This is a genomic window from Carnobacterium sp. (assembly GCF_040274945.1).
Classification (GTDB): domain Bacteria; phylum Bacillota; class Bacilli; order Lactobacillales; family Carnobacteriaceae; genus Carnobacterium_B.
The window spans coordinates 138,721-157,932 of the sequence record NZ_JBEMAR010000007.1 but is presented as its reverse complement, the minus strand read 5'-3'; the positions used below and the strand labels follow the sequence as shown (position 1 = coordinate 157,932).

Sequence of the window (19,212 nt, the reverse complement as noted above, 5' to 3'; positions counted from 1 at the left end):
AAAACAAGTAAAAACCTCCTAGAAAATTTCTAGGAGGTTTTATTTACGCCAAAAAGTTGAACAATCTACTTTATCTGAAATATTGAATTCGATTATTTTTTCAAGTAATGCGAAATCTATCGGACTGTTCCACTGGATACGAAAAATTTCTTTAGTGGGATTATAGCCTGCTTGTACAATTTCGTTAGAAAATTGACGTATCCCTGCCTTTTCAGGAGCAACAGACATATGTTGTTTAGCTACACTAAATCCAATAATAAATGTCTCATGATCGGTAAACATAGGCTGATTCCATGCCACTCTTGGTTTCAAACTTGGGAAAGTCGTTGCTACCCAGTTAAGTACTTCTTCTGTTCGATCTCGATGTTCAACGTTATCAATTTTTGATAAATAATCTGAAAAAGCTTCCATGCTTATCCCTCCTAAAATAACTATCGTTTAGAATTATTGTTCCGAGTAATTATTATGTGAAAATAATTTAAGATGAATACCGCTTACCTAATTCTTATTTTAACTATATATTTTACAATCGAAAGAGTCAAATTTCTAATATGAGCTGCTGATTACTTGAAACTAGTAGTCATTTATAAAAAAATCTACTAGTTTGACATATTAAAAAAATGTTAAATAACTTAAATATATCTTAAAATGATATTTATTTATTGTTAAACGATAAATCAGATGCTAAAATAATAGTTATACTAAGTAAGGGAGGTTTTAATTATGAAACGAGGGACAACATTTTTTTTAAAAGCAGCGTTAATTTTAATCGGTCTTCCTGTTCTTGCTTTGAGTATAGTTGGATTTATTTGGTTAATGAGAAATCCGGCTAATCCGGATTATGATCAGTTACTCTATCCTATTGTAATTGGTATGTATGTATCTGCCATACCGTTTTTTATTGCTTTATATCAAGCTTTTAACCTGTTAAATCATATTGATAGGAACCAAGCGTTCTCTGATCTATCTGTTAAAGCCCTTAAAAATATCAAGTTTTGTGCTTTAATAATCTGTGGTTTATATGTTGTGATGCTACCATTTGTTTTTGGTGTAGCTCAAATGGATGATGCACCTGGGCTTGTTTTAGTCGGAATGGTTCCAGTCTTTGCATCGTTTGTTATCACAGTATTTGCAGCAGTTCTTCAAAGACTTTTACAAGAAGCCATTGATATAAAAAAAGAAAATGATTTAATAGTCTGATCTGAGGTGAGTAATATGGCAATTATAATTAATATTGATGTGATGTTAGCCAAACGCAAGATGAGCGTAACAGAACTTTCAAATCAAGTAGGTATTACGATGGCGAATCTTTCTATATTGAAAAATGGGAAAGCGAAAGCCATTCGATTTTCAACGTTAGAGGCAATCTGCAAAGCATTAGATTGCCAGCCAGGAGATATTTTAGAATATAAAAGTGATGAACAATAAAATAAATAAGACACCAGAGCTTTGCATCAAGTGATGTAGAGCTCTATTTATTTGTGTGCATAACTAGTTTTTGTAAGGTAAACTAAAGGCATCAAACTATAGGAAGTGAAAAGATGTTCAACTTATTTATTTTAATGCTTGAACGTGGCGGATTAATTATTATTTTGGCATATATATTAATGAATATCCCTTATTTTAAAAACCTTTTAGGAAATCGAAGAAAAGTAAGTACGATGGTTCAGTTGATTATAGTGTTCGGAATATTTGCTATCATTTCTAACTTTACAGGGATAGAAATTCGAGGCAATCAAATTATGATTGATCAACCGTTTTCTGATTTATCACCTCATTCTTCTTTGGCGAATACCCGTGTATTAACGATTGGTGTTGCAGGTATGATAGGAGGGCCGATAATAGGTGTGAGTGTGGGTATTATTTCAGGTATTATACGCTATCTTCAAGGCGGAATGGATGCTTATATCTATGTGATTACTTCAATTTTAGTTGGCTTATTTTCCGGATTATATGGGTTGAAATCTATTCGAAAAAATGCTTATCCAAAAGTTGGAGAGGGTCTTGCTATTGGTGCAGCAATGGAAGCCATTCAAATGATCAGCATCATTTTTCTAAGTACACGATTTCAAGAGTCAATAGACCTAGTGCAGTTTATTGTGTTGCCAATGATATTGACGAATAGTATTGGTACGGGAATTTTCTTATCGATTATTGATTCAACATTGCGGCAAGAAGAACAAACAAGAGCTGTCCAAACACATGACGTTTTTCAATTAGCTAATGAAACGATGCCTTACTTTCGTTCAGGAATGAATGTAGAATCTTGTACAGAAGCAGCAAAAATCATTCAAAAGTTAATTAAAGTTTCTGCCGTCAGTATAACCAACAAAGATAGCATTTTGGCACATGTTGGAGCAGCTAGTGATCATCATTTTCCGTCAAAAAAAATAGTGACCAACTTATCTAAAGAAGTTTTGCGAACGGGAGTAATCAAAGAAGCACATTCCCATGAAGAAATTGGGTGCGATCATCCTGGCTGCCCATTAGAAGCAGCAATCGTTATTCCGTTAAAAATCAAAGAAGAAACGGTTGGAACACTAAAGTTATATTTTACTGATGCTTCAAAGTTGACCTTTGTAGAAAGACAATTAGCAGAAGGGCTAGCAACTATATTTTCCAGCCAGATTGAGCTTGGAGAAATGGAATTACAAAGTCAGCTCTTACAAGATGCAGAGATTAAATCGCTACAAGCTCAAGTAAATCCGCACTTTTTCTTTAATACCATCAATACTATTTCTGCATTGATTCGAGTAGATAGTGAGAAAGCTCGTGAAATGTTGCTGCAGTTGAGTACCTTTTTCCGATCTAATTTGCAAGGTGCCAGAACGAATGTGATTCCTTTAGAAAAAGAACTCCTTCAAGTAGAAGCTTATATGAAGTTGGAACAAGCGCGCTTTCCAGACCGCTACCATGTCGAAATGAACATAGAAAATGGCTTGAAGAACATTTTGTTGCCTCCATTTGTGATTCAGATATTGGTAGAAAATGCCTTTAAACATGCATTTAAAAACCGGAAAGTGGATAATTTAGTCCAAGTAACGGTTAATAAGATGGATCAGGACATTCTCATAAGTGTACAAGACAATGGGTATGGGATAGAAGAGGATAGGCTTGGAAAATTAGGCAAAGAAAGTGTTTCATCTGAAAAAGGAACCGGATCAGCTTTAGAAAATTTAAATAAACGCTTAATCAGTCTATTTGGAGAAAAAGCAAAACTGAACTTCGAGTCTTCAAAGCAAGGAACCATTGTTTCTTGTAAGATACCATATCAAGGAAAGGAGGGATAGTCATGCATATCTTAATAGTGGATGATGAACCTTTAGCTAGAAATGAGTTAGCCTATTTATTGGAACGCTGCGAAGGGGTTACGTCTATTGTTGAATCGGAATCTATTGAAGAAGCTTTAGAAAAAATGCTGCTACATGAAATTGATTTACTCTTTTTAGATATTCATTTGACTAGTGAAAGTGGATTAACGTTAGCGAATAAAATCAATCAATTAAAAAATCCTCCTATGATTATTTTTGCGACAGCTTATGATGAATATGCGATCAAAGCATTTGAATTAAATGCAACGGACTATGTCTTAAAGCCATTTGAATTGCCTCGAATTCAGGATGCTGTACAAAAGGCGTGGGTTAGTTATCAAAAAGAACACATTCATTTGCAAAAGAATAGGTCAGAATGCTTGAAGACGATTCCCATTCAAATGGATGAACGTATTTATATCGTGAAAATCGACGACATCATTGCAATTGCTGTGGAAAATGGCATCACAACTATTTATACAATTGAGAAAGACTACATAACAAATGAACCCTTAAATGCCTATGAAGAAAAAGTAAAAGGACATGCCTTTTTGCGTGTGCATCGTTCTTATTTACTTAATGTGAAAGAAATTTTAGAAATACAACCGTGGTTTAACCACACATTTCTTGTTACGATGAGCAATCAAGCAAATATTCCTGTGAGCAGACACTATATGAAGCAATTTAAAGAAGAAGTAGGGCTGTAGTGCTCATTAATTGAATGAATTTGAGAACTGCAGGCGAGCATGTTAGCCTGCAGTTTTGCTATGTCAGCTTGAATTGAATCTTAAGCCTCATTTTTTATAGTACAGTAGAGCTATTAAAAAAAGTGGTAACTTTTTTATTTAATACTATAAGGAGGCAGAGTAGCATGATTACATTGTTGGGTGGTATTGCGTTATTAATTTTAGGGTATTTTGTTTATGGAAAGTATATTGAAAAGAATTTTGGGATTGATCCAGATCGTACAACTCCTGCAGAAGCGTTAAGGGACGGATATGATTTTATTCCGATGTCTAAATCAAAAAATGCTATTATTCAATTATTAAATATTGCAGGAACGGGACCTATTTTTGGTCCGATAATGGGAGCGCTTTATGGACCAGTGGCTTATATTTGGATAATCGTGGGTTGTATTCTAGGAGGGGCAGTACATGACTATATGCTGGGTATGATTTCTTTACGAAATGACGGCGCCCATTTGCCAGAATTAGCCAGCAAATACTTAGGAAAACCAGTAAAACATGTCGTTAATATTTTTTCTATGCTGCTTTTGATGTTAGTAGGTACTGTTTTCGTTACTTCACCGGCTAACTTGATTGAAAGTATTACTCCCGATTGGTTAACATTAGGAGTAATTATTGGATTGATTTTTGTTTATTACCTAATCTCGACTATTTTGCCAATCGATAAAGCGATGGGAGCTGTTTACCCTTATTTTGGTGCTATTTTGATTATCAGTACACTAGCTATTGGATTAAGTTTAATTTTTGGTGGACATACTATTCCGAACTTAACACCAGGCACGATGCAAAATTTTAATCCAGAAGGTACACCAATTTTTCCTGCTTTGTTCTTTACCATTTCTTGTGGAGCTTTATCTGGTTTCCATGCTACACAAGCACCAATGGTTTCTAGAACATCTAAAAATGAAAAAGAAGGTCGCTTTACTTTTTATGGCATGATGATTGCTGAAGGTGTAATTGCGATGATATGGGCAGCAGCTTCTATGTCGTTATTTAACGGACAAACGCTCAGCCAAATGATCAATAATGGAACGCCTTCACTTGTAGTCAACCAAGTATCTTACATGCTACTAGGCAGTGTGTTTGGGACAGTTGCGATTATAGGAGTAATTGTGTTGCCGATTTCTTCAGGACTTTCTGCATTTAGAAGTTTACGGACAATAACAGCAGATTACTTGCATATTAAACAAGATACACTGAAAAAAGTATTGATGGTAACCATTCCTTTATATATTATTTCATTAATTCTAACGCAAGTTGATTTTAATATTTTATGGAGATATTTCAACTGGGCAAATCAAGTTACAGCAGTAATCTCTCTATTAGTCTCAACACGTTATTTGTATTTAAAAAATAAAAATTACTTTGTAACGCTTCTTCCTGGTATCTTCATGCTCTATGCTTGTGTGGTTTATATATTTAGTGAACCAATTGGCTTAGGAATGGGATTGAGCACATTAACGTATATCTTAAGTACAATCTTAACACTTGGTATAATAGTTCTTTATTGGGAAACGGGTAAAAAGCAAAAAAGAGATTTAGATCCATCAGATGAATTATTGAACGATCAATTACCAATAGGTACATTTTCATCACATAATTAATAAATTTAGGTGTGAAAAAAATGTTTAGACTATAAAAAATATAAATACCACTAAATAAAATCAGCACAAAAAATACACACTAAATCCAGTGTGTATTTTTTGTTTTGACTTGTGTAAATGTTAAAACTCACTTATAACAACGTTTTCACTAGTAAAAGTGTTGGCACAAAATTTGCTTTATATACAATGTAGAGACAAATAATAACAATAGAATTAGAAATTTTGAAGAAGCATTCAATGTAAAATATTTTTTTTTATTCACTTAGTTAATTAAATTAATTAAGTTGAATAAAAATGGTTGGATTTTATTGTAAAGGTGGGAAGAGATGGTTCGAGGGACGTTTAAACTGATGAAGTCCGTTAATAAATCAACAATTTTAAATAAAATTAGACAGTGTGAACCGATATCCAGAGCTGAGATTGCAAAGCTCACAGGAATCACACCACCAACTGTCAGTAGTATTGTGAAAGAACTAATGGATGAGCAGTTAGTGGAAGAAAGTATTTTAGGAGCATCTCAAGGTGGGAGAAAACCAACTATGTTGTTGTTGAATAGAAATGAACATTATGTAATTGGAGTAGACGCTGGTTCTGATTCAATAAAAGCATGTGTGAGCGATTTAGTCGGAACAATTTTAGTGCGTTCAGAGTTGCCGATTCAACCACATACGACTATCGATAGTTTTTTAGCTATACTGATTCAAGCCATTCAACTCGTTATTAAGGAATTGGGAACTGAGAGTAGTAAAGTAACCGGCATCGGTATTGCAATGCATGGGGTAGTGGAAGTCGCTACAGGAACCTCTTTATACTCAGCTAATTCTGGCTTGAGAAACGTTCAGATAAAAGAGGTTTTGGAAGACATCTTTGATCTTCAAGTAATCGTTGAAAACAATTCGCGGGCAATGGCATTGGGAGAATATTGGTTTGGCAATTACGGGACATTGAAGTCTTTTGCAGTTATCAACATTGGTCGTGGAGTTGGTTCTGGAATTATTGAAGATGGAAAATTACGTTATGGAGCACAAGACATTGCAGGTGAAATTGGACATATGACGATTTCCTTAGATGGAGAAAAGTGCAGTTGTGGCAATCAGGGTTGTTTTGAAACGTTTGTAACTGGGGATGCGATTGTTCGCAGAGCAAAAAAACAACTAGTAGATGCACCAGACGACCTGACTGGAGAGAAAGTTTATGAATACGCTTTAAGTGGACAAAAAGCGTATCAAAAAATATTAGAAGAAACAGGAACCTTGATTGGAATTGGTATTGTTAACTTGATTCATTCTGTGAATCCAGAAAAAATTGTTCTCGGTGGAGGTGTGATGAAAAGTCATGAGTTTTTGATGCCCAGTATCATGGCCACTATTCAACAACGAGCGTTAACAGAAAAAGCAAGGAAGAATACATTGATCACATTGTCTAGAGTAGGAGATGATGCAACCGTTTTAGGAGCAGCAGCACTATTATTGACGAAGTTATTCTAAACTAGCTTATTAAAAGAAACTGTAAATACTGGAGGTATAAAATGGTTACTTATCAAATCGTTCAATCAAACGATTAAAAAAAAGTCCTCAAATTGAAAAATTATTGTTTTCGTCCAGCATATGAAGGCAAGCGATTAGAGGATTTTATGCATTGGGTCAATGTCAGTACCATTCAAGGAGCTTTTGATCAGAAAGAACTCGTTTCGCAATTAATTATTTTACCGCTTCAGATGACTGTTTTCGGAGTTCCTTATAATATGGGTGGAATTGGTTTTGTGTCAACGTATCCTGAATACCGAAATGCAGGCATTATGAAGCAAGTGCTACTACGTTCATTGGAGACAATGCGTGAAAGAGGACAACTATTATCGGTATTAAGTCCTTTTTCTGTTTCGTTTTATCGTCATTTCGGCTGGGAATTATTTTTTGATAAAGTGGAGTATGAATTGCCGGCTCAGCAATTGGTTCCCTCAGGAAAAACACCAGGAAGAATTCATCGAATTGATGAATTAGATCCAAATTTTGATCATTGGTTCAGTAAGATAAAAACATTTTACAATGAACAAATCGCTGCTCAAAATGGGCGAATGATTCGAGAAGATGATTGGTGGCAACGCTTGTTGCGTCGCACATCTGGTACTTCCTTTGCAGTATATACAGATGAATTAGGAAAGGTTATGGGATATATTCGTTATACCATTCAAAACTTAACATTGGAACTGTTAGATTTTAATGCCATAAATTATGAAAGCCAACAGAATCTGTGGCAATTCATTCAATCACATACAGCAGAAGTTGAAAAAATTATTGGAGAAGCTTCAAATCAAGAGTCGTTTGGAACCGCTTTTTTAAACCCACAGTTTCAACAGCAAATTGTACAAGATAAAATGATTCGAATTATTGATGTGGAACGTTTCTTATGTTCTTATCCTTTTGAACAAATCGATGATCCGCTATATCTGAATGTTCAAGATAAGCAAGCAGAATGGAACAATCAAATCTTTAAAATTGAGCAAGAAGGACAAGTAACGATTGTTAAAACACCAAAAAATGAAGAAACGTTAACAATGGATATTGGAAAACTATCTGCCTTGATGGTTGGTTACCATTCGCTAGATTGGTATGTTTTCCGTAAAGAGGCAGAGGGATCGGATAAGACCATTAAACAATGGGATGAAGCTCTGCCAAAAGAGTATCCAAGTTTTTATGATTATTTTTAAATTGAGAAAAAGGAGACGATGATTGATGAGAAAATTAGGGATTTCAGTTTACCCAAATCACAGTAATTTAGCAGATATTAAAGAATATATAAAACTAGCTTCTAGCTATGGATTTAAGCGTATTTTTAGTTGCTTGTTATCCGTTGAAGGAGATAAACAAACCGTCCTGGATGAGTTCGCTGAAATGATCAGCTTTGCCAAGAAGTATGGCATGGAAGTAATTGTTGATGTCAGTCCTTCTGTCTTTAGCAATCTTGGCATCAGTTACGACGATTTGACATTTTTTAAAGAAATTGGAGCAGATGGAATTCGTCTAGACTTGGGCTTTACAGGGAATGAAGAATCGATTATGACATTTAATCCACAAGGGTTAAAAATAGAATTGAATATTAGTAATGGTACTCGTTATTTGGAAAATATTTTGAGCTATCAGGCTAATGCGGAGAACTTATTAGGTTGTCATAACTTTTATCCGCATCGTTACACCGGTCTAGGTTATGAACATTTTATAGAAACCTCTAAGCAATACAAAAACAAAGGCATTCGAACAGCGGCTTTTGTTAGTTCACAAAAAGCCACTATCGGTCCTTGGCCAGTCAGTGAAGGATTGTGTACATTAGAAATGCATCGTGAGTGGCCGATAGCTGTTCAAGCCAAACATCTTTGGGCAACAGATGTGATCGATGATGTGATTATTGGCAATGCTTTTGCTTCTGAAGAGGAATTAAAAGCATTAAGTACAATTGATCCATACCAATTGACCTTAAATGTTGAATTGGTTGAAGATATTCCAGAAATAGAACGGAAAATTGTGTTGGAAGAATTTCATTTCAACCGTGGAGATGTGTCGGATTATGTCATTCGTTCAACACAAAGCCGCGTTAATTATAGCAATTTTGATTTTCCGGTATTTAATACACCAAGTATTATTGAAAGGGGGGATATTATTATTGAAAGTTCGCTTTATGAACGCTATGCCGGAGAGTTGCAATTAGCACGATTGCCAATGAAAAATTCTGGTAAATCAAATGTCGTTGGGCGAGTAGTAGAAAGCGAAATGGTATTATTGGACTTGATTAAGCCATGGCAAAAATTTAAATTCCAAACTATACCCAAAAGTTAGTTAAAGGACTTATTATTTTAAAGTAACCATTAAAAGATGCATAAGGAGGAATTATCAATGAACGGTTTTATCGATTTTATGGAAAAACACTTTATTCCACGCGCTTCAAAAATTGGAGCACAACGTCACTTAGTGGCTATCCGGGATTCTTTTATAGTCACAATGCCGCTAATGATTTTAGGATCATTAGTACTTTTGATTAATAATTTACCTATCCCAGCATATCAAAATTTTATGAATAATACTTTTGGCGAAGAGTTATGGAAATCTTTTGGAGGAAATGTCTGGAATGGAACGTTTGGTATTTTATCTGTTCTAGTTGCATTCCTTGTGGCACACAACTTAGCTAAGGATTATGATAAAGATGGAGTAGCTGCTGGAGTTGTTTCTGTAGCGTCTTTCTTTGCACTAGGTGGATTAACAGGGATGTCTTCAAATGGACTATTTATTGCCTTGATCGTTGGGTTGGTTTCTGCTGAAATTTTCTCACGTTTATCTGGAAATGATAAATTAGTTGTCAAGATGCCTGAAGGTGTTCCTCCAGCAGTAGCAAAATCATTTGCAGCTATGCTTCCAGCCATGATCACGATCAGCATATTTGGTTTAATTTGTACGATCTTTATTGGATTTGGCATAACAGATATCGTAACGTCATTTTACGATTTAGTTCAACAACCATTTATGGGATTAGCGAATACATTACCTTCAGCACTTCTGTTAGCTTTTATTACACCGTTTTTATGGTTCTTTGGCCTACATGGAGCCAATATGGTTGAACCGTTGATGCAAACGATTAATGCACCAGCTATTGAAGCAAATATGGCAGCTGTGACAAATGGAGATGTTGCACCTTATATTGTTAATAAACCATTCTTTGATTCTTTTGTTAACCTAGGTGGAACAGGAGCAACATTAGGCCTGATTATTGCTATTTTTATTTTTGCTCGTCGCAATAAGGCTTATAAAGTTATAACGGGTTTAAGTACGGCTCCGGGAATTTTTAATATCAATGAGCCTATGATGTTTGGGTTACCAATTGTATTGAATCCAATTCTGTTCATTCCATTTATCTTAACACCAGTTGTTTTGGTTCTTGTAGCATATACAGCAACGAAAATTGGGTTGGTTCCGGCAGCAGTAACAATGCCGCCATGGGTAACTCCTCCGATTATTGGTGGGGTCTTGGCTACACAGAGTATTGCAGGCGGAGTGTTAGCTGCAGTCAATTTAGTTATTTCTGTTGTTATCTACGCACCGTTCGTTAAAATAGCAGATATTCAAGCTACGAAAAAAGCTGAGGAAGCTCAAGAAAATTCAATTGTTTAATCAATAAATAAAGTATAACTAAACTAAAAGAGCTAAACCTCCATTTTTAAGGAAGTTTAGCTCTTTTTAGTTTGCAATAAACAGTAATAAATATTTAGCTTTTTATGTCATAGAAAATTTGACATTTGATAATAGTTTAATGCGTTCCTCATAGAATTTAGCATAAGTTGTTCGCTTGTAGGGTGTTATCCAGATATAAGGTATGCCAAATGTGAATAATGCTAAGATGTCCCAAAGAAGAAATGATAGATCCAGAATAAACCATTCCATCTTGAATCCCTCCATTAATTCTTCGCTTCTATAAAGAGCATCTCTGTAACTTAGATCTTCATTGTCTACCAATAAGTATGAGACCAGAGAATAGGAGTAGCTTTTATATATGCCAGGTATAATTAAGAAAAGCGACCAAAACAAGATTGAAATTTCTCTTAACCACATAGTCAATATGTAACGTATGCCATGGTTTTTAACGGTTTCTACCATGTCTTTTTGAAAAGAAAACTGTTGATTTCGACTAAATATTAAAATCCCTTTATCAATGAAAGGAGAAAGAGAAGAAGTAAGGATACCAATAATTATTGAACTAACAAAACTAAGAAGTAAATTTGAATTATCTGTTTTTTGTAATGTTCCATAAACATCAAGCACAATAGGAATACTGGTTAGTAATACTATCGCCAAAAAGTTTTGTTTTAAGGTTCCTCGTGCAAATTTTTTTATATATTTTCTGTCCAAATAAAGTTCCTCTTTTCTCTATTTTAAAAAGCATTGTTTTCCTTTTTTTAGTTTACCAAAACACACAAATAAATAAAAGAACAGTTTCTATTTATTTGTGCATTTTCTACGATCAATTTAAATGATAATGTTTTTTTATGTTTATATATACACTAAATAGAAAATAAGTATAACAGGTATAGGTTAATAATTAGGATAAAAAGATACATTGATAAAAAATGAGCAAATAGATTAATCTAAAATGTGGGAAATTAATTCAGTCTGTCAATACGATTATAAACTAAACATATTAACATTGGGTAATTATCATTATAAAAGTAATAACCTGTCAAAATGAGACTTTTCCAATATTATTTTTAAAATAAAATAACATGTGGATTTATTTTAAAATAAATAGCGTGTTTTTGAAAAGACAAAAAAGAAAAAATAAGCATTGAAATAATTTCTAGTTTGTGATAAATTTAACTAGTAAAGAATATTAGTGAATTAGTTAACAATGTCATGGATGTTGATTAATTATTCATATAGAAAACGTAAGGAAGGTTGAGTTTAATGGAAGAAAGAGTAAAATATACTGGTAAAGATTATTTGAACAAAGTATTAGGAGGAACAGCATCTGGAATCGTTATTGGGCTAATTGCCAATGCGATATTGGGGTCCATCTTTAAAGCACTTATTCCTTATGGTTCTATATTTGTATTGTTATCAAGTGTAGTGACAATTATGCAATTTATTACACCAGCTATTATTGGAGTTCTCGTAGCCATGCAATTTAAAATGAATGGAATGGAAAGTGTCATTGTTGGTGCAGCAGCCTTCTTAGGATCAGGTGCTTATAAAGTTACCGAAGCTGGTGTTCAACTGGTTGGTATTGGAGATTTGATTAATGTTATGTTGGTTTCCGCTATAGCAGTTTTTGTTACTCGGTTGTTGCAAGGTCGCTTAGGTTCATTGACCTTGATCCTTATGCCAATTATCGTTGGTGCTGGTGTAGGAACGATTGGTCTGATCATGTTGCCTTATGTGGGTATCATTACTTCTTCAATTGGAGAACTGATCAATAGTTTTACAACTCTACAACCTTTATTGATGGTTATTTTAATATCTGTAGCATTCTCAATTTTAATTATCTCACCAATTTCAACAGTAGCAATTGGAATTGCAATAGGTGTTGCTGGATTAGGAGCTGGGGCTGCTGCGGTAGGCGTGACAGCTTGTACAGCAATTTTAGTCATTGGTTCTTTGAGAATTAATCAATCAGGAACAACATTGGCTATCTTACTTGGTGCTATGAAAATGATGATTCCTAATTTAATCAAATATCCAAAAATAATGATACCAGTAGTTATAAATGCAGTTATCTCAGGTATTGGTGTATACATGTTAACAATTCACGGAACTCCGCAAACGGCTGGGTTTGGAATTGTAGGATTAGTTGGACCTATTCAAGCCTTTAACATGGGAACTGGTTTACTTAATGTTATTTTAGCTTACTTTGTAATACCTTTTGTTGGAGGGTTCATTATCGATATGGTGTGTAGTAAATTTTTACACATCTATGAAGATGAAATCTTTAAATTTATCCCTGCTTCAAATTAATTAACGAATAGATAACGAAAAAATGGAGGAATTTTAAAATGAAGATAGCAATTGCAGGTTCAGGAGCTTTAGGATGCGGATTTGGATACATGATGAAAAAAGAGGGAAATGACGTTACATTAATCGATTTTTGGGATGACCATATTAATGCTATTAAAGAAAACGGTCTGTCCATCACAGTAAATGGAAAAGAAGATAATGTCATTATCCCAATAGGGAAGCCAGAAGAAATCAAAGATACATTTGATACAGTCTTTATTTTTACTAAATCAATGGGATTAAGACAGATGTTAGAAAAAATTAAACATATGCTAACAGAAGATACAAAAGTGGTCTGTCTATTAAATGGCCTAGGTCATGCAACGACTATTTCAGAATATATTCCTCAAAAGAATATTATTATGGGAACAACCTTGTGGACTGGTGGAATAGATGCACCAGGTAAAACCCACTTTATGGGAGAAGGTCCAGTTGAAGTTCAAAACAGTGATGAAAATGAAGAAGAAGGTACCCGTGAAGTTGTAAAAATGATGGCAGATTGTGGATTAAACGGCGTGTACAGTCAAAATGTTAACTTTACAACTTGGAGAAAAGCTTGTGTGAATGGGACGATGAATGCTCTTTGTTCATTGTTAGATTGCAATATCAAAGAACTATTCGAAACTTCCCAAATCGACCAATTAAATAAAAAAATTGTCAGTGAATTTTCTCGTGTAGCCGAAACTGAAGGCGTTCATATAGACGTTGAAGAAACTGTGAATTATTTAAAAGGGACAGCTGAAAAAGTGGGCGAACATTATCCTTCTATGCACCAAGATTTAAAGAACAAGCGTCTAACTGAAATCGACTTCTTAAATGGAGAAGTTGCAAAACAAGCTGAAGCTAAAGGATTTGAAGCACCATATAGTCAATTGATTACTCAATTAATTCACGCAAAAGAAGATATCTTAGGAATCAAACGTTAAAAATATTTCTTAAAGCAGGTTCGAAGTAAAAAACTTTGAACCTGTTTTTTTGTTGAAAAAGTTCTTCTCATGAACATTTTTATTAAACAATGTGAATTCAAAAAAAATTTCTTTGAAATAACAAAAAAGTATGCGTATAATCAATTGAAATGATTGGAAACGTTTTTTTATATAAGGAGGATATCAATGGATACTTTGAAATTTCATGAGATGACATTAACATGGATGAATGGTGGAATCACTTCTATGGATGGAGGAGCGATGTTTGGTGTAGTGCCTAAACCATTATGGTCACGAAAATACCCGGTCAATGAAAAAAATCAAATTGAGTTGCCAACGGATTCGATCTTAATCCAATATCAGAATAAGAATTACTTGATTGATGCTGGAGTAGGACATGGAAAGTTGTCAGACAAACAACGACGCAATTATGGGGTTGTGGAAGAGACAAAGATAGAAAAGAGCTTAGCAGAATTAGGAATGACAGTGGCTGATATTAACGTAGTATTGATGACACATTTACATTTTGACCATGCCGGCGGATTAACACATTCGGAAAATGAGGAGCTCGTTTCTACTTTTCCACATGCAGATATTTACGTTAATGAGATTGAATGGGATGAGATGAGAAATCCAAATATTCGCTCCAAAAGCACGTATTGGAAAGAAAATTGGGAGCCAATTCAGGATCAAATCATTACGTATCAGGAATCGCTTGAAGTAGTGCCTGGAATTGAGATGATCCACACTGGAGGACACAGTGAAGGTCATGCATTAATCAAACTAACACAAAATGGTGAAATATTATTGCATATGGCTGACATCATGCCAACACATGCACATCAAAATCCTTTATGGGTCTTGGCTTACGATGATTATCCAATGACGTCTATATTCAGTAAAGAAAAATGGATGAAAGAAGCTTATGAAAATCATTATAAATTTATTTTTTACCACGATGCGTATTATCGTATGATTGAATGGGATGAGACTGGAAAAAATGTAGTAGACTCATTGAAGCGAAGTAAACAAGCATATATTACCTTTAACTAAAACAATCAACACTATTTAAAAGCTGATTTTAAGAATCTGTTTTTAGGTAGTGTTTTTATTTTTGTCATTTATTTTAAAAAACATCAAAAACATTTTGAAAAAAAGCAATAACTATAGGTTTGGAGAATGACGTTAAGTTCTTCTTATACCTTCTATAATTTATGGTAAGTAGACTAAAATTTTGAAATGGCCTAAATTAGGAATTGTAAGCGGTTGAGAAATAAAACCTAATAAAAATTAAAAATAATTAAGGGGCGATTAAAATGATGAATACAAAGACAATGGAAAGACCAGTTGATTTAGCTACTTTTTACCCATCAGATCTTTATGAGTATTCAAGCGCATTAACAGATGGAGAATTAACAGTTTTAAAAGAATTACGTGAGGCTCTTGAAATAAATTTACGACCTGTACTAAGTGAGTATTGGGAAAAAGCAGAATTTCCTTTTGAAGCTTTTGAAAAAATCGGAAAAGTAAGAATGATGGATAATCCATTGTTATTTGAAGGTCGTGAAAGTACACGTAAACCAAGCGAATTATACAATGTTTTTAGATATTTTGAGTTAGCTAAACTAGATGCTTCTATCGCAACATTCTACACGGTTCATGGCGGATTATTCTACGCAACTTTGTTACAAGGTGGAAATGATGAACAAATCGAACGTTGGGCTGAAAAAACAGCTTCTTATGAAATTCAAGGTTGCTTTGCTTTAACCGAACCGGAACATGGTTCAGACATTGCTGGCGGACTAGCAACTACTGCACGTAAAGAAGGCGATACTTGGATCATCAACGGAGAAAAACGTTGGATCGGTGGAGCTGGATCAGCGGACGAAATAGCTGTATTTGCTCGTGATGAAGCGGATGGAAAAGTTAAAGCCTTCATGGTTCCTGGTAAAGCTGAAGGGGTACATGTTCAAAAAATCGAAGGGAAAATTTCACTTCGTATGACACAAAACGGACATATTACATTAACGGATGTAAAAGTTGGAGAAGATCGTAGATTGCAAAATGTGAATTCATTTAAAGATGTAGCCGGTATTTTACGTATTACACGAGCAGATATCTCGCATTTGGCGACAGGATTGACAGCAGGTGCATTTGAATCCGCTTTACGTTACGTCAAACAACGTGAACAATTTGGTAAAAATTTAGGTTCATTCCAATTGGTTCAAGAAAAATTGTCTATCATGCAAGCAAACGTAACTGCTAATTTAAGTTTCTCTGTACGCTTAGCTCAAATGCAAGAAGAGGGCAATTATCGTGAAGTGAATTCTTCAATGGCAAAAATGCATAATGCTTTACGCATGCGTGAGACTGTTGCATTAGCTCGCGAAGTAGTCGGCGGAAATGGAATTACACTGGAAACGGATGTTGCTCGATTCTTTGCAGATGCAGAAGCTATCTACTCTTACGAAGGAACACATGAAATCAATGCTTTAATTGTTGGAAGATATTTGACAGGTGTAGGCGCTTTTGTTTAAACGTTATTAAAAACTCAGAAAACGGGATCAATGATCCTTGTTTTCTGAGTTTTTTTTGTCTACTTTTGCACAAACATCTTTAACCATGGTATTCTATACATAGATATAATTATTTCTTATGACATAAACTGGTCCCAAAAGGAATAATCAAAAGAAAAAGGGGAATAACAGGAATTGGATATTACACAATTGAATTATTTCATCAATATTGTTGAATGCGGTTGCAATTTATCGTTAGCTGCAAAAAAAATTCATATCTCGCAGTCAGCTTTAAGCCAAATGATCACTAATTTTGAAAAAGATGAAGAATTAAGTCTCTTTTATCGTAAAAATGGAAGATTAGAAGAAATGACGCCAAGTGGCATTAAGTTATACCGGTATGCTTTAGATATTTTGAAAATGCATGATGAAATGAAAAATATGATTCGTAAAGAATCATCCAAACAAAAAGGAACGATTCGTTTAGGTGTACCTTCTTTGATTTTACGTGTTTTCTTTTCCAACTTCTTCTCTAAATTCATCGTAGAAAACCCGGAAATTAAAATAGAGATTGTAGAAGATGGCTGTAATGAGTTGAGAAGGATGTTTTTGCAAAAAGATTTAGATTATGTCGTATTGATTGAACCAACGAATCTTGATCCGAAAGCCTATGAAGAACATGTGATTCAAATTGATGAATTAACAGCCTTTATGTCAGCGACTCATGATTTAAGCAAGAAGAATAAAATCAATTGGACAGAAATTGATGATTACCCAATTGCTACATTTAATGAATCATTTGTGACCAACGATTTAGTTAAACGAACATTTAAGGAAAAAAATTCAAATGCAGAAATCATTTTTACTTCTTCTTCGTGGGATTTTTTAATTGAAACAACTCGTTACTCAGATACAATTGCTATCTTACCTTCACCTATTGGTCGCTATTTAAACAGCGAGGATTATGTGGAGAAATCATTTAAGAACCCGATTCCTTTTAATGTCCTATTGTGTCGTCCGATAAAAACCAATTATTCAGTTGTGGAAACAAAGTTACATGAATCTGTTTTAAGTTATTTTTACTGATTCATGAAATAAACATTGCAAATTAGTTTGAAATTGTGCAAAAAATTTCTTTACTCAAATACGAAAGACCCGATGTTTTTATCCGGTTCTTTCGTTTTTTTATTTTTTATGAACACCCTTTCACAAAGGTATTAACAAAACTTATTGAATCTGTAATATATACTTGTTAGACGTTTAGGCTCAATCCATTTATGATGATGATGTAAACGCTTCATATGAGCTTGAAGACTTAATAAAAACAGGAAAATTATTTGGAGGGAATTTTAATGACAGAAGCAGTAATCGTAACAGCACTAAGAACACCAGTTGGATCATTTGGAGGAGCTTTTAAAGATGTATCAGCCGTTGATCTAGGAGCTGCTGTTGTAAAAAGAGCAATTGACAGTATTGGATTAGATCCAGCAACAATTGATGAAATGATATTTGGAAACGTTTTAAGTGCAGGTTTAGGTCAGAATGTTGCTAGACAAGTAGCTATAAAAGCTGGGATCCCAAAACATGTTCCATCTTTTGCTATCAATAAAGTATGTGGATCGGGATTGAAAACGGTTGCTTTAGCAGCACAATCAATTCTTTCAGGAGACAATGAAATTGTTATTGCTGGTGGAACCGAAAGTATGAGTCAAGCACCATACGTATTGCCTGATGCACGATGGGGTAAACGAATGGGTAATGGTCAAATGATCGATACAATGTTGAAGGATGGTTTAACGGATGCCTTTACCGATATTCATATGGGCATAACAGCTGAAAATATTGTTGAAAAATATCAATTTACTCGTGAGCAACAAGACGAATTAGCGGTTCGCAGTCAAAATAATGCTGAGAAGGCTGTAACCTCTGGCCGATTCAAAGAAGAAATCGTTCCAATCGAAGTACCTCAACGCAGAGGAGAACCTAAAGTAGTCGATACAGATGAACACCCACGTTTTGGTACAACAAATGAATCAATGGCGAAATTAAAACCCGCTTTCAAAAAAGATGGTTCAGTAACTGCAGGAAATGCCTCAGGATTGAACGATGGTGCAGCAGTCTTGATCGTTATGAGCCGTGAAAAAGCAGATGAATTAGGATTGAAACCTCTAGCTACAATCAAGTCATATGCAAGTGCAGGTGTAGATCCAAAAATCATGGGATGTGGTCCAATTCCAGCTACTCAAAAAGCATTGAAAAAAGCTAGTTTAACAGTAGAAGATCTAGATTTGATCGAAGCAAATGAAGCTTTTGCAGCACAAGCATTAAGTGTCATAACAGATTTAAAATTCAACACTGATATTGTTAACGTCAATGGTGGTGCTATTGCTTTAGGACATCCAGTCGGAGCTAGCGGTGCTCGTATTTTAGTCACCTTACTTCACGAAATGGAAAAACGCGATTCGAAACGTGGATTAGCAACGTTATGTATTGGCGGAGGACAAGGAATGTCACTAATCGTTGAACGTTAAGAAATAAAAAATGTATGGCTAGTAGAAAATTTAAAGAGGAGTATCCAAA

Annotated in this window: 17 protein-coding genes; 15 read left to right on the top strand and 2 right to left on the bottom strand. The window is 34.5% G+C overall.

The window, feature by feature from the left end; translation table 11 throughout:
• Positions 1-39: 39 nt before the first annotated feature.
• Positions 40-411 carry an iron chaperone gene (locus ABS916_RS09025; RefSeq protein WP_350451574.1) on the bottom strand — a complete coding sequence of 124 codons (372 nt, stop codon included), beginning with the start codon at positions 409-411 and terminating at the stop codon, positions 40-42.
• Between the two features lie 312 nt (positions 412-723).
• Here ABS916_RS09025 and ABS916_RS09020 point away from each other — a divergent pair, with 312 nt between their 5' ends.
• From ABS916_RS09020 to ABS916_RS08980, 9 genes are all read left to right on the top strand, one after another.
• Complete coding sequence (locus ABS916_RS09020; RefSeq protein ID WP_350451573.1) at positions 724-1,200, top strand: DUF2975 domain-containing protein; 477 nt, start codon at positions 724-726, stop codon at positions 1,198-1,200.
• Between the two features lie 15 nt (positions 1,201-1,215).
• Complete coding sequence (locus ABS916_RS09015) at positions 1,216-1,428, top strand: helix-turn-helix domain-containing protein (RefSeq protein WP_350451572.1); 213 nt, start codon at positions 1,216-1,218, stop codon at positions 1,426-1,428.
• Positions 1,429-1,541: 113 nt separating this feature from the next.
• Positions 1,542-3,290, top strand: coding sequence for a LytS/YhcK type 5TM receptor domain-containing protein (locus ABS916_RS09010; RefSeq protein ID WP_350451571.1), 1,749 nt, complete (start codon positions 1,542-1,544; stop codon positions 3,288-3,290).
• 2 nt (positions 3,291-3,292) lie between these two features.
• The gene (locus ABS916_RS09005; protein WP_350451570.1) at positions 3,293-4,018 is read left to right on the top strand and encodes a LytTR family transcriptional regulator DNA-binding domain-containing protein; all 726 of its coding nucleotides are present in this window, start codon (positions 3,293-3,295) and stop codon (positions 4,016-4,018) included.
• A 164-nt stretch (positions 4,019-4,182) separates the two neighbouring features.
• Positions 4,183-5,661, top strand: coding sequence for a carbon starvation CstA family protein (locus ABS916_RS09000; RefSeq protein WP_350451569.1), 1,479 nt, complete (start codon positions 4,183-4,185; stop codon positions 5,659-5,661).
• A gap of 326 nt (positions 5,662-5,987) precedes the next feature.
• Positions 5,988-7,148, top strand: a complete 1,161-nt coding sequence (locus tag ABS916_RS08995) for an ROK family transcriptional regulator (protein WP_350451568.1) — start codon at positions 5,988-5,990, stop codon at positions 7,146-7,148.
• A 92-nt stretch (positions 7,149-7,240) separates the two neighbouring features.
• Positions 7,241-8,368: a GNAT family N-acetyltransferase gene (locus tag ABS916_RS08990; protein WP_350451567.1), complete on the top strand. Its 1,128-nt coding sequence runs from the start codon at positions 7,241-7,243 to the stop codon at positions 8,366-8,368.
• Positions 8,369-8,393: 25 nt separating this feature from the next.
• The gene (locus tag ABS916_RS08985) at positions 8,394-9,491 is read left to right on the top strand and encodes a DUF871 domain-containing protein (RefSeq protein ID WP_350451592.1); all 1,098 of its coding nucleotides are present in this window, start codon (positions 8,394-8,396) and stop codon (positions 9,489-9,491) included.
• Positions 9,492-9,548: 57 nt separating this feature from the next.
• Positions 9,549-10,817, top strand: a complete 1,269-nt coding sequence (locus ABS916_RS08980) for a PTS sugar transporter subunit IIC (protein WP_350451566.1) — start codon at positions 9,549-9,551, stop codon at positions 10,815-10,817.
• Positions 10,818-10,919: 102 nt separating this feature from the next.
• Here ABS916_RS08980 and ABS916_RS08975 read toward each other — a convergent pair whose 3' ends face one another.
• Complete coding sequence (locus ABS916_RS08975) at positions 10,920-11,552, bottom strand: DUF975 family protein (RefSeq protein ID WP_350451565.1); 633 nt, start codon at positions 11,550-11,552, stop codon at positions 10,920-10,922.
• Positions 11,553-12,104: 552 nt separating this feature from the next.
• On the opposite strand from ABS916_RS08975, the gene ABS916_RS08970 reads away from it, so the two are divergent.
• The 6 genes from ABS916_RS08970 to ABS916_RS08945 all read left to right on the top strand — a co-directional run bounded on the left by ABS916_RS08970 (position 12,105) and on the right by ABS916_RS08945 (position 19,163).
• On the top strand, positions 12,105-13,151 hold the full coding sequence (locus tag ABS916_RS08970) for a PTS sugar transporter subunit IIC (protein WP_350451564.1): 1,047 nt from the start codon (positions 12,105-12,107) through the stop codon (positions 13,149-13,151).
• 38 nt (positions 13,152-13,189) lie between these two features.
• Positions 13,190-14,116 carry a 2-dehydropantoate 2-reductase gene (locus tag ABS916_RS08965; RefSeq protein ID WP_350451563.1) on the top strand — a complete coding sequence of 309 codons (927 nt, stop codon included), beginning with the start codon at positions 13,190-13,192 and terminating at the stop codon, positions 14,114-14,116.
• Positions 14,117-14,302: 186 nt separating this feature from the next.
• Positions 14,303-15,169 carry a YtnP family quorum-quenching lactonase gene (locus ABS916_RS08960; RefSeq protein WP_350451562.1) on the top strand — a complete coding sequence of 289 codons (867 nt, stop codon included), beginning with the start codon at positions 14,303-14,305 and terminating at the stop codon, positions 15,167-15,169.
• Between the two features lie 263 nt (positions 15,170-15,432).
• Positions 15,433-16,653, top strand: coding sequence for an acyl-CoA dehydrogenase FadE (gene fadE, locus ABS916_RS08955; protein ID WP_350451561.1), 1,221 nt, complete (start codon positions 15,433-15,435; stop codon positions 16,651-16,653).
• Between the two features lie 174 nt (positions 16,654-16,827).
• Positions 16,828-17,718, top strand: a complete 891-nt coding sequence (locus ABS916_RS08950) for a LysR family transcriptional regulator (protein WP_350451560.1) — start codon at positions 16,828-16,830, stop codon at positions 17,716-17,718.
• Between the two features lie 266 nt (positions 17,719-17,984).
• Positions 17,985-19,163, top strand: coding sequence for an acetyl-CoA C-acetyltransferase (locus ABS916_RS08945; protein ID WP_350451559.1), 1,179 nt, complete (start codon positions 17,985-17,987; stop codon positions 19,161-19,163).
• Positions 19,164-19,212 lie beyond the last annotated feature (49 nt).